Source organism: Bifidobacterium moukalabense DSM 27321 (assembly GCF_000522505.1).
In the GTDB taxonomy this organism is placed as follows: Bacteria; Actinomycetota; Actinomycetes; order Actinomycetales; family Bifidobacteriaceae; genus Bifidobacterium; species Bifidobacterium moukalabense.
Map to the genome: position 1 here is coordinate 229,835 of NZ_AZMV01000004.1, position 12,297 is coordinate 242,131.

Below are 12,297 nucleotides of genomic sequence, written 5' to 3' on the forward strand. Positions count from 1 at the left end.
TTTCATGTTCCTTCAAACGCCAATCGAATATCATAGCGAACACCCGCAACCGTTCCCGGCCGCCTCACGGTTCATTTTCAAACAGATGCCGGAACAACGATTCGCGACGATTGATGAAGGCCTTGGTGATTTGGTAGCTGTCCGTATCCTCATAATCGCAGGGATGGACGCCGGTTTCGTCGAATGACAGGATTCCCGCATCCGGCAGGCCGAGCAGGATCGGTGAATGGGTGGCAATGATGAATTGCGATCCGCCGTTCGCCATACGGTGCATGTGCTCCAGCAGAGTCAACTGTCGTTGCGGCGAAAGTGCGGATTCGGGTTCATCCATAAGATAGAGGCCCCTTCCCGTGCGGGACAGGAGAATCTCCAGAAAACCTTCGCCGTGCGACATCTCGTGCAAACGAGACATGTTGTCGTAGCCGCGACCGTACTCACGGGCCTGCGTCGCCAACGTGAAGAAGCTTTCCGCACGCAGGAAAAAGCTGGATGGGCCGATCGCACGTTGCCGGTATACCGTCATCGCTTCGGCGAGGTCTGACGTGTCGTCGTACGTGCTGAACCGGTAGTTGCGCGTGCCTCCTTCCGCATTGAAGCCGCAGACGACGGCGATGGCCTCCAGCAGAGTCGATTTGCCGCTACCGTTCTCGCCGACCAGAAAGGTGACGTTCTTATGGAATCCAAGTTCGTCAAGCGAACGCAACGAGGGGATTCGACTGGCGTATGAATCGGCCAGCATACTCCAATCGATGCGCAGTCCCGACACAATCAGATCGTCCATGCTCCCTACGAAACCACACTTCCACATCCGACGGAACCAACTTACAGACCGGTGGCGTGACTCGATGCACGCAACGACTCCATCAGCTTCGTATGTCCCTATAGCTCTCCTGCATAACGCATACGCCATTTCAAATTATATGGCGGTCCGCAGGGAAGGATGCTATATTGCGTTGCCGCAGCGGACGAAACGAATCATCCACTTGCGTGAACGATCCGCTACAGTGGTGTCGGAACCATTCAGGAGGGAAGAAGCATGGCAAAGGCTTTGATCGTGGTGGATGTGCAGCCGACGTTTTGCGAAGGAGGCGAACTTGGTGTACAGGGAGGCAATGCGGTCGCCGAACGTATCGCGGATTATGTGAACGCACACCGGAGCGAGTACGCATATATCGCGACCACGCAGGACTGGCATATCGAGCCGGGGACCCACTGGTCCGAGCATCCTGACTTCGTGGATACCTGGCCGGTGCATGGCAAGGCCGGAACCGCCAATGCCGAACTGCATCCCGCCATCGCCGCATTGAACATCGATCATCATTTCAAGAAGGGCCAGTATTCGCCCTCATATTCCGGCTTCGAAGGCTTCGAGGACAACACCGACCGCATCCCCACCCGCGAAGAAGTCTCCGCCGCCATGGCCGCAGGCAAGACACTCGCCAACGGGTTGAAGACCGCAGGCATCACACGGGTCGATGTGGTCGGACTGGCCGAATCGCACTGCGTCAAGGAGACCGCTCTCGACGCAAAAAAGCTGGGGTTCGAAGTGCATGTCATCGAAAACCTGACCGAACCGGTCAGTGAGGAACTCGGTATCGCAGCCCGTCGGCGGATGAGCGAGGCCGACATCATCCTCGACTGATCGGTCCCAATCAGCAGATATCAATCCGACTCCCAAATACTAGGAGGGGCGACCAATGAAAATCGAACGAAAAATGCCCACACCCGAGCAATTCGAGGCGATATATCGTTCTGTGGGATGGGATGCACCCGGATTGGAACAGATCAGGGTTGCATTGAATCACTCGTTGCAAGGATTCATGATTTTTGATGATGGCAAGCCCATCGGTATGGCCAGACTCCTCGGTGATTACGCCATGGCATATCTCATCAAAGATGTGGCAGTGCTTCCCGAGTATCAACATAGGGGAGCTGGCACCCTACTTATGCTACGATGGGATATGTCAAATGTTTTAAATCCTCCCATATGCCAAGAGGGTTTTCGGGAAAGAGAAACGGAACATTGCGTATCTAACGAGCGACGAATACCGTCGGCAGAACCGTGCGCGTTGAAGCGCACTGCCGCGTAGCCTGCTCGTATGCACATTTCACGGTTCCGTATTCGTTCGTTTTTTCACAATGAAGACCCGCAGTGCGCCTGTATGAGAAAGAAGCCCATACATGGCCCGGACAACAATGCTCACGCTTACTGATATCTCTTACACCTATCCGTCCACGCCCGAACCACTGTTCGAACACGTGTCCGCATCTTTCCAGCAAGGATGGACCGCTGTGCTCGGCGACAATGGCCTCGGCAAAACGACTCTACTGAACATCGCCATCGGAATGTTGCCCGCTGACACCGGCAGCATCAGCCCGGACCCGCATAGACTCACTATCGCCACCTGCCCACAAGACAACATGGTGAGGCCTAAGAACCTCGACGACTTCGCCACGGACTGGTCACCCGAAACCATGCGTGTACGCAACGCGCTACACATCGGCGATGACTGGCCCTACCGTTATGAAACGCTTTCCGGAGGTGAAACGAAACGATTGCAGGTCGCTTGCGCAATCACAGCGCGTCCCGATGTGCTCGTGCTTGACGAACCCACCAACCACGTTGATGGTGAAACACGGAAGGCCATAGTCGAAGCCATGCGCCAATACCAGGGCATAGGCATCGTAATCTCCCACGATGTCGCACTGGTTGACGCTACATGTGCACGATGCGTCATATTCGAACGACAGCACATCAGTGGGCGTAACATCACCGTCATCAGCACATATGATGGCGGATATACGCAAGCACATGAGCAGATGACGTCCAGACTGCGTGGAGACGAGGAGTCAATCCGTGCGGCACGGCAGGAAGTCATACGACTGCGGTCCGCACAGGCACAGCGGCATCAAGCCATGCAAAGCGCATATGCTCGCAAACGCAACGGGTGGAAAATCGACCGCAAAGATCACAGTGCCCTCGATCACCACAAATGGATCGAAAAACAGACCGATACCGCTTCGGGTGTCGCATACCGACAAATGAACAAGCGTCTTGAACGAGCACAGCGCACGCTGGATTCACTAACCGTAGCGGCCAAACGCTACGACGGCGACATCTGGATCGACATACGGCCAAGCAACAGAAAGGAGCTCCTGCATCTCACGGAAGGTATTATCATATTCGGCAGCGGCAGGGTGACCAGCTCGAACGATACCGCGAGAACGCCAACACAATCCATACTGCATGCCGACGGACATCAATGGAAGGTCGCGCATAATCCAGAGATGAGTGGTGAAAAACCACGGATGCCGGGCGTCGCCATACCAAAACTCAGCATCGGACCGCAAGATCATATCGGACTGACCGGTGCCAACGGACTCGGCAAAACAACCGTGATTAACGCATTGCTGGACAGCATGCCGGAAGACGTGCCACATCTGATCATCCGGCAGCAAACAGGAGAAGCCGCGCTCTCTCAAACCATGAGACGACTCGCCGCATTACAGGGCAAGGAACGCTCGCAGGTGCTGGCCGCCTTCGCCCAGCTCAACGCCGATCCGGATAAGTTGCTTTCCAACGAAGCGCCATCTCCGGGCGAACTACGCAAGCTCATGTTGTGTTTGGGCATTCTTGACCGGCCTCAGCTGATCGTCATGGATGAGCCGACGAACCATCTTGACCTGGAATCCAAGGTGGCTCTGGCAAGATGTCTTGCCGACTATCCGGGAGCGTTGCTGGTGGTCAGCCATGACGAGTGGTTCCTCGACCAAGTGGTCGGATAGGCCAGGCGACGACCATGTTATCGAAGGCGGGTTTGCGCTCCGTGTGATCAGGACGCGTAGGCCCGCCTTTCATCAATGCTAGGCCTCAAAGCCAAATCATGCCTTTAATAGCGTGGCTCCCACTGAATATCGTGCACCGCAGCCGCCATGTCGGTCTGGCCGGTGCGCGACAGGCCCCGTTCCTGGGCCTTACGGGCAACGGCCTCGGCGATTCTGGTGGAAACCCGCCTAACATCCTTGAACGGAGGCAACACCGGAGCTCCCGGCTGGGTCGCATCGACCATGCCACCCAAGGAATGCGCCGCTGCGGAAATCATCTCATCCGTCAGCAAGCTCGCCTCGGAAGCCAGCATACCCAAACCAAGGCCCGGATAGATCAGCGCATTATTCGCCTGCCCGATGACATGCTCAACGCCCTCATAAGTCACACTACCGGCCGGAATGCCCGTGGCGACCAACGCCTTGCCCTCCGACCAGACAATCAGATCCTGCGCGGTCGCCTCGGCAAGTTCAGTCGGATTGCTCAGCGGGAAGATGATCGGGCGCTCGCAGGTCTCGCACATCGACCTGACAATATTCTCGGTGAATGTGCCTGGCTGCGTGGACGTGCCCACCAGAATGGTCGGGCGTATCGTACGGACGATTTCTTCCAGATCGGTCAATTGGTCGGCGTTCTTGAAATCGGAGCGCTTCCTGGCAAACGGCCTCTGTTGCGGTGTGAGGTCATCCATGTCGTCGAACAGCAGACCCTGCCGGTCGACCATATAGAAATGGTTCAGCGCTTCCTCACGTGACAGGCCTTCGCCCATCATCTCGTCCATGACGCGTTCGGCGATGCCCGCACCTGCCGTACCGGCGCCATAGCACAGGTACGTCTGGTCGGTCAGCTTGCCGCCTGAGATGTTCAACGCGCCGAGAATGCCGGCCAGGGTTACGATGCCGGTGCCTTGGATGTCGTCGTTGAACGTGGCGATGGAATTCCTGTACTTGTTCAGGATGGTCGCGGCGTTCTCGCGGCCGAAATCCTCCCAATGCAGGTACAGTCGCGGGAAGAGCCGTTCGGCGGTCCGTACGAACCGGTCGATGAACGCGTAGTATCGTTCGCCCCTGATGCGCTCGTGCCGTGTACCCAGATACAGCGGATCGTCAAGCAGCTGCCGGCGGTTGGTGCCGGCGTCGATGACGATCGGCAATACGGAAGCGGGATCAATGCCGGCCGCCGCGGTGTACACCATCAGCTTGCCCACGGAGATGTCAACACCGTTCATTCCCCAGTCTCCGATGCCGAGGATGCCTTCCGCGTCGGTGACCACGATCAATCGAATGTGCCGATCGCCCGCCGCGTTCCTCAACGTCGTCTCGATATTCTCGGGATGCTCCACGTCAAGGTATGCCGCATATTGCGACTGCACATACAGATGGCTGTAGTTTTCGATGGTCTCGGCGATCTCGGGATCGTAGACGATGGGATTGAACTCGTCGAGGTGATGGGCGAACAGATAATAGAACAGGGTGCGGTTCGTATTGAAGATCTCCATCAGGAACAGACGTTTCTCCAGATTCGTCCCTTTCGACTGGAATTGGAGATATGTTTGCTGAGCCTGCTCCTCGATCGTCTGTACGTACGGTGGAAGTACGCCCACCAGTCCAAGCTTTTCGCGCTCATCAAGCGTGAAGGCGGTGCCTTTGTTCATAAATGGGTCATTCAGTATATTCTGAGCCGTTGTCATAACAACCTCCTACGACATTGCCGTTGCCGATGATGTCTTTTCCGTAATCATGGGCTTGGTGGAGCGGCAAACTGTGCATCGAACTATATCAAGGTTGTCTGCGCTATGGCGGGGTCATCCGCGGCAATAATCTGACAGCCTAACCTTCACCAGGCCAAATTGCCGTGATCGGCCCTGACAGGTGTGGCGTACACGCCTATTTCCGAGGGAGATCCCTTTTCAAGGTCCGAAGATACGACTTCCGTTCGTTGGTGATACGACGTGATTCACAAGCCTTCTGAATGCTTTTGTTGTGGGTCCAGCCATCCAGACGCAGCTTGTCCGGAGCATCCGGGAGAAGCATGGCCATGGCCGCATCCCACATGCCTCATCGGTGGAATGTGCGGCAAGGCTGAGCAGCATCGCGTGCAGCATGTTTTCCTCGAACAATGCGTGCGGAAGAGTTCCGAGGAAATCCTTCACAACATGGGTGCCATTGTCTTCGTCCGATTGCAGCAGTTCCTTGGCATAGCTACGTAATCGCGGGAGACGAATGCCGATCATCGTCTCCGGAGCCACGTTCGGAATCAACCTGGCGTTGAAGGCCTTGTAGGATGCGTCGGCCAAGGTATGCAAATGGCGGGTTATCGCCTCACACTCCACGATTGCCTCCTGAATCTCTTCGCTGATCCGTTGCCCCCCCCCCTTACACGGGTTGAACACCTCACCATTCTATTTCTCCGTGGCCTTGATGGGCGAAGGCGGTGCGGGATGCCGAAAGAGGACCTAACGGTTACGGTCCGTGACCAAGGAGAGCGCACGGATACGGGCGGGGAACCTGAACCAGCGATTGATGCAGTTGATGACGGGGCCTACGCATAATGCGGAGACCACGGTTCCCATGCCTACGCCGCAAAGACCCCCGAAGAACACGAAGGAAAGGACCACGGCGATGGCTATCAGCGTCACATCGAAGATGATCTTCGTGGTGCCGAGCCTCACTTTGGTGACGGTGGACAATGCATGGACGATACCTTCGCCGGGCACCATAAGCACGTTGGGGGAAACCTCGATCACGATGCCGAACGCCAGGATGACGCAGCCGACCGCCACGCACAGCAGTCGCTCCCACAGGGCGGTCGGATCGAGGAAGCCAAGTAGATTCATACTGACGTCGATCATGAGGCTGAACACCAGGTTGACCGCCACCTGCAGCAGTTGGACGGGGCGGAAATCACGTCTCAGCAAGGCGATCTGCATGATGATGAACAGCAGATTGAAGATGAACGTGGTCGCGCCGAAACTCAATGGATATTTCAGACTGAGCACGTATGGCACGCTGGAAATCTGCGAAGTTCCCATATCGCCCTTGGTGATGAAGGCGATGGCGAAGGAGTTGATCACTACTCCCAGAATGAAATACAGGTAACGACGCAGCAGATGATTCATATGATCCTTTCCCTCTTGATCCTTCGGATGCGCGCGGACGATGCAGAAGCCTGACTTGCGTATGCGGATCCGGCGTATGGCCGAAACCGAACGTAGGCAACCGTCTCGACACCGATGCCCGTAACGCGCCACCGTTACCGATAGGCGGGGCGGAAGGTGCGGTCGAACTCATACTTGGGAATGAGGGGGCATGGCCGATCAGCTGAAAACTGAATCCGACGAACGATATCGAAAAGGCGGTCGGACTGCCTATCGTGAATACGGAAATATGAATCACATAGGGGATGCGAAAAAGAGCGGACGGAGGCAATAATCCAAGATGGCGTTCATCGAGAGTTTCACCCGACCATTCATGTTGGCGGTCATGCTATGGCCGTTCCTTTCCTTCATATTGACGCTGCCGGTGCTCGCACTGCTGTACCATCGGGATAACCGCATCCGGTTCACGTCGGCGCTGACCGCATATCTGATTGTGCTGTACCTATTGGCGCTTGTATGCTTCACCACGTATCCGATGCCGGAGCATCCAGCGGCCTACTGCGCCACCCATCATCTGCAGCCGCAACTCAACCCTTTCGAATTCGTTCACGACATTCGGTCGGCCGGCATCGTCGGCATTCTGCAGATTGCGCTTAACATCGTATTCTTCATGCCCCTTGGCTTCTTTATGAAACGCACCTTCCGATGGAGGCTTGTTCTGGCGGCTCCGGCCGCGTTCTGCTGCTCGCTGCTCATCGAAACCACGCAGTTGACGGGCGACTGGGGCCTATACCCTTGTTCCTACCGTCTGTTCGATGTCGATGATCTGATCACCAATACCGTCGGCGCGCTTATCGGCTTCGCCCTTGCCGGACTGTTCAACAGGATCGTGCCGGACGAGCGTATCGAACCGAGCGCCATCACCACTCAGCCGGGTTTTCTACGCCGATCCGTGGCATTGATGATCGATCTCGTACTGATCGAGGTCGCGTCATTGTCGGTGAGCCTGCTGATTCATATGCTGCTGTTCGTTTTCGGCGCACGGTCCATCGAATCGATGAGCATCGGCGATACCCTGTATGCCACCATCGCGATGTACGTGGTCTTCGAGGTGATCGTTCCATGGTTCCGTGCTGGGCGTACGCTCGGCGGCGGATTCACCCGCATGACCGTCGAGACGACGATGCGTTTCGGTTGGCGACGGGCCGCCTTCTATGCGGTACGTGCGGTGGTGCTGTACCTGGCGACGTTCGGGGCGATCGTGCTTGGTCTTTGGCAGTTGTTGGTGGTCGTGGCCTTGGTGATTTTCTGGTTCGTTAAGAAGTGCATGCCGTATGACCTTATCTGAGTGGGAACATCAGGGGCACAGGACCGGGCAGGATGCGACACGCCGAGGTTTGCGCCCCCCGTTATGGCTCGGGTATATTACTGACTCGTTGTCCACCGCGGTGGGAACGCATGCGGACATAGCTTAGTTGGTAAAGCGCAACCTTGCCAAGGTTGAGACCGCGGGTTCGAGTCCCGTTGTCCGCTCCAAACGAAAAGCTCCCCATGAGGGAGCTTTTCCTGTATTTCGGATCATTTCCGATCAGTCGCCGACGTTGTTCCGTGCCGGCGTAATCATGGTCAGCATCATGATGGACGGTTCCTCGGCGTATACCGCATGCGGAATGCGGGTGGGGAAGTAGGCCAGCCCGCCGGGCACCAGATCCACGGTCCTGCCATTGCCGGTCACCTTGAGGCGGCCTTTCAGGGTCTGTACGAAAACGGGCATGGCGGCGGTATGCTCGCTGAGCTCCTCACCGGCATCAAAGGAGAAGAGCACCACATTGCCGCCCTCCTGCTGCATGACGGTGCGGGAAACCGTGGAACCCTCCTGCACGCTGATCATGTCTTCGAGATGTTCGATGAATCCCAGTTCGATCGGCTCCTGCCCGGATACTTGCTCATTGCTCATATATTCGCTCCTTGAGATTGGATACGCCCATAGTAGCGTCAGACATGCGTGTTCGAAAACGAATTCAATCAGCTGGGAAACGGTATTTCGCCATGGGCCGACCACGATGTGAATACCCTCTTGAAAAGGTGGTGTCCACGTCGGACACTTGATGATGGTTGTGAATTCGGCAACGATGCCGGAACGTGAACCATGGAGGCTGTTGCAATGAACGAGGACATTGATTTCGTACCGGATGATTCCGCGAGCCATGTGTGGACGGAACGCGACAGCGAGCTCGTCGAGAAGTACGCCGCGCAGCTCATGAGTATGAGTATCGGGTGAGTCGATCCAACCGTACGTGAGACATTCCGTGTCTTCGGCCCACGATGTGGGATGTCTCCCATGCCGGCCGTTCTTCATGGCTTTTTCGGTGTCCGCCATGCCATGACTCCCCCTTGCCTTACCCTTGATGAGATTTACCCAAATCGAGTAAGAGGGGAGCAATTGTGTTCATGGCAGAGAAGGAGGACGTGGACAAGGCCAGCGGCATGAAGCATTATGCCGGCCTTGCCGTGTTCTCGTCCGCAGTCGGCCACGCGCTCGATGGCCTCGATCTGATGATTCTCGGCTTCGCGATGTCAGGCATCATGGCCAGTTTCAACATCGATAAGACCACCGCCAGCATGTTGACGACCATCACGTTGGCGGGCGCGTTCCTTGGCGGTCTGGTGTTCGGCCGAATGGCCGACAAGTACGGTCGCATTCGTGTGCTGACCTATTCCGTGGTGTTCTTCGGGGTGTTTACGCTGGCATCGGCGTTCGCCCCGAATTTCCTTATGATGGCGCTGTGCCGTTTCCTTGCCGGCGTCGGCATCGGTGCGGAGTTCGGCATCGGCATGGCGATCGCGGCCGAGGCATCCTCACCCGAACGCCGCGCCCGCGCGACTTCCGGCGTCGGTCTGGGCTTTCAGGTCGGCGTACTGCTCGCCTCACTCCTGTCCGCGCCGATCATCACGTCGTTCGGATGGCGAGGCCTGTTCGCCATCGGCATCGTTCCGGCCATCGTTGCGATTCTCATCCGTGTGTTCGTTCCGGAACCTCCGATCTATCTCAAACATCGCGGGAACGACGAGAAACACGGTTCGTTGCGAGAACTGTTCGCCACCGCGGAACGGGTGAAATATTCCATCGCCATCATCGTGCTGTGCACCGTGCAGAATGCCGGCTATTTCGGTATCATGACCTGGCTGCCGAGCTACCTGAACACCGAACTCAAGCTGAGCCTGACCTCCACCGGCCTGTGGACCGCGGTCACCGTGCTGGGCATGATGCTCGGCATTTCCGTATTCGGCTTCCTCGCCGATCATCTGGGCCGCCGTCCGGCTTTCTGGATCTTTCAAATCGGCGCCGCCGTCATGGTCGTCATCTACAGCCAGCTCAAGGATCCGAACGCCTTGCTGATCGGCGGCTTCCTCATGGGCATGTTCGCCAACGGCATGATCGGCGGCTACGGCGCGTTGATCTCCGAACTGTTCCCGACCGAACTGCGCGCCACCGCGCAGACCGCACTGTACAACACCGGCCGTTTCATCGGCGGTGGTTTCGGTCCGGTCGCCATCGCGGCCATCGCCACCGGCCATGGTTTCGGTTTCGCGATCGGTACGATCTCCCTGATCTACGTGGTCGCCTTCATCGCCATGTTCTTCGTGCCGGACAAGAAGGGCGCCGCCCTCGAGTAGGCATCCGGATCGAATCAGGCATGCGTGGCGGCGGGGTCGTTTCCGATATCAGGGGACGGCCCCGCTAACGTTCGCAGTCCGTATCCCTGATCGCCCTGACAATCCACGGCCCGAACTGGTTCTCGCCTACAATGGGAGCTTGGACCATTGGACGGCTGAATACGGAAAGGGCGGATTGCCGTGGCTGACGTGAGACGGGAGCTGGAACGGCTCCGGCCCATATATGAGACCGGGGTGCTGAGGCTTCTGCTGCGCAATAACTCGATGCTGTACGTTGCGTTGTTGCGGTCCTCGTTCGACCCGCTTACCGGTGAACTACCGCGTGACGTGCTGGAGGAGCGCATCTCCCGCAGTCTGTCACGCCTGATCGAGACCGGCGACTACATGCTGAAGGACGATCAGACGCCAAGACAGGCCTCGCATGCAATCGTACTTGAATTGACCCGTGAAGGCGACGATGAATACGCCTGGCTCGCCAATTCGCTGGACGTCGCCTCGCACCGTTACCTGTACCGTCTGACGGCACGTGCGCATCGCGCGATCGAAGCGCTGAACCGGCTGGAAGACACCACACAGGCGCTGTCCGGCGCGCAGGCGAACAGCATCATCATGGAAATCGAGCACGCACGCATGCAGCTGACCGCCGACCCGCGAGAACGCATCAAACTGCTCAAAAAGGACATCAGGGAACGTCAGAGGCAAATCGATGAACTCGAACACGACGAAACCATCGAAAGACTGACCTCCGAACAGGTTGGCGACATCATCAACGTCATCCACAACACACTTCGGGGCGTGCCGATCGACCTACGTGAGCTGGCGCTTGCCGAACGCGACAACGGCGACGCGCTCCGCCGTCGCATGCAGGCTGGCGCCATGAGCGTGGAAGGCATCCTTACCGCCTATCATGACGAATACCGCAAGTCGTTCCGCGAATCCGACAGTGGCAGACGCTTCGAAGACGCGTTCCAGGTGATCGTCACCGACGAAGGACGCCAGGAAATCGACGACGCCGTGCGCGATATCGCCAGAAACCCGTATCTGGACGGCGAACCGGGCGCGCTGCTCGGCCAGGTCCGCGCCGAACTTGAACGCATCTATTCCGGCATCGAGGATGTGCGCAGGCAAACGCGCGCCTCGGACGAGGCGATCAGCCGCCTCGTCCGCCAGCAGACCGACACCCGCTACCGCACCATGCTGGCCACATTGAACCAGCTGTTCGCCAAAGCCAGCGCCGAAGCGAAGACGAACCCGAACGCCACGGACCGGCCATACCATACCGACACCGGACTCGCGCAAATCGCGACCTTGCCCACCAAGCCAGCGAAACCGATGGTAAGAAACACCATTGCGGAACTGGTTGACGGTCGGCCAACGGTCGAAATGCCCGATCTCAAAGCCATGATCGAAGTATGCGGACCACGTCTGCGGCACATGGCCGGATTGATCAACCGCAATCCGGTCATGACCGCCGACGGTACACGCGTCGACTTCGCGGCAAGCTTCAACCAACTGCCCGAAAACGAACGGCGAGAGAGCGAAATCATCGGCTTCCTCAGCGCACTACGCACCGAAAACGACACGGCATACGCCACCTGGAACTGCATATCGCTCGACGGCACCGCCAGAACATGGCGCACCCAACCAATCCTCACCACCACGGCAACACTTGACGACATCATAGGAGAAAAATAAG

11 protein-coding genes and 1 tRNA gene are annotated in these 12,297 nt (G+C 57.4%); 7 read left to right on the plus strand and 5 right to left on the minus strand.

Annotated elements, in window-relative coordinates:
- Positions 1 to 64: 64 nt before the first annotated feature.
- Entirely contained in the window at positions 65 to 781 is a 717-nt protein-coding gene (locus BMOU_RS05040; protein ID WP_034875424.1) for an AAA family ATPase, read from the minus strand.
- A gap of 255 nt (positions 782 to 1,036) precedes the next feature.
- Here BMOU_RS05040 and BMOU_RS05045 point away from each other — a divergent pair, with 255 nt between their 5' ends.
- From BMOU_RS05045 to BMOU_RS05055, 3 genes are all read left to right on the plus strand, one after another.
- Positions 1,037 to 1,642, plus strand: coding sequence for an isochorismatase family protein (locus BMOU_RS05045; RefSeq protein WP_034875425.1), 606 nt, complete (start codon positions 1,037 to 1,039; stop codon positions 1,640 to 1,642).
- Positions 1,643 to 1,697: 55 nt separating this feature from the next.
- The gene (locus tag BMOU_RS11570; protein ID WP_235143708.1) at positions 1,698 to 2,090 is read left to right on the plus strand and encodes a GNAT family N-acetyltransferase; all 393 of its coding nucleotides are present in this window, start codon (positions 1,698 to 1,700) and stop codon (positions 2,088 to 2,090) included.
- Between the two features lie 91 nt (positions 2,091 to 2,181).
- Complete coding sequence (locus BMOU_RS05055; protein WP_051428920.1) at positions 2,182 to 3,786, plus strand: ATP-binding cassette domain-containing protein; 1,605 nt, start codon at positions 2,182 to 2,184, stop codon at positions 3,784 to 3,786.
- Positions 3,787 to 3,890: 104 nt separating this feature from the next.
- On the opposite strand, the gene BMOU_RS05060 is transcribed toward BMOU_RS05055, so the two are convergent.
- The 3 genes from BMOU_RS05060 to BMOU_RS05070 all read right to left on the minus strand — a co-directional run bounded on the left by BMOU_RS05060 (position 3,891) and on the right by BMOU_RS05070 (position 6,944).
- Positions 3,891 to 5,516, minus strand: coding sequence for a malolactic enzyme (locus BMOU_RS05060; protein ID WP_034875429.1), 1,626 nt, complete (start codon positions 5,514 to 5,516; stop codon positions 3,891 to 3,893).
- Between the two features lie 219 nt (positions 5,517 to 5,735).
- Complete coding sequence (locus BMOU_RS05065) at positions 5,736 to 6,122, minus strand: DNA alkylation repair protein (protein ID WP_235143710.1); 387 nt, start codon at positions 6,120 to 6,122, stop codon at positions 5,736 to 5,738.
- Positions 6,123 to 6,281: 159 nt separating this feature from the next.
- Positions 6,282 to 6,944, minus strand: a complete 663-nt coding sequence (locus BMOU_RS05070; protein WP_034875431.1) for a YczE/YyaS/YitT family protein — start codon at positions 6,942 to 6,944, stop codon at positions 6,282 to 6,284.
- Between the two features lie 319 nt (positions 6,945 to 7,263).
- Here BMOU_RS05070 and BMOU_RS05075 point away from each other — a divergent pair, with 319 nt between their 5' ends.
- Positions 7,264 to 8,271, plus strand: a complete 1,008-nt coding sequence (locus BMOU_RS05075; RefSeq protein ID WP_034875433.1) for a VanZ family protein — start codon at positions 7,264 to 7,266, stop codon at positions 8,269 to 8,271.
- 112 nt (positions 8,272 to 8,383) lie between these two features.
- A tRNA-Gly gene (locus BMOU_RS05080) sits at positions 8,384 to 8,459 on the plus strand.
- A 52-nt stretch (positions 8,460 to 8,511) separates the two neighbouring features.
- On the opposite strand, the gene BMOU_RS05085 is transcribed toward BMOU_RS05080, so the two are convergent.
- A complete protein-coding gene (locus tag BMOU_RS05085; RefSeq protein WP_034875435.1) occupies positions 8,512 to 8,880 on the minus strand; it encodes a cupin domain-containing protein in 369 nt (122 codons plus the stop codon).
- A 494-nt stretch (positions 8,881 to 9,374) separates the two neighbouring features.
- Between BMOU_RS05085 and BMOU_RS05090 the strand changes: the two genes are divergently transcribed.
- Both BMOU_RS05090 and BMOU_RS05095 read left to right on the plus strand, forming a co-directional pair.
- The gene (locus tag BMOU_RS05090; RefSeq protein WP_034875738.1) at positions 9,375 to 10,601 is read left to right on the plus strand and encodes an MFS transporter; all 1,227 of its coding nucleotides are present in this window, start codon (positions 9,375 to 9,377) and stop codon (positions 10,599 to 10,601) included.
- A 180-nt stretch (positions 10,602 to 10,781) separates the two neighbouring features.
- Positions 10,782 to 12,296, plus strand: a complete 1,515-nt coding sequence (locus BMOU_RS05095; RefSeq protein WP_034875437.1) for a DUF3375 family protein — start codon at positions 10,782 to 10,784, stop codon at positions 12,294 to 12,296.
- Position 12,297 lies beyond the last annotated feature (1 nt).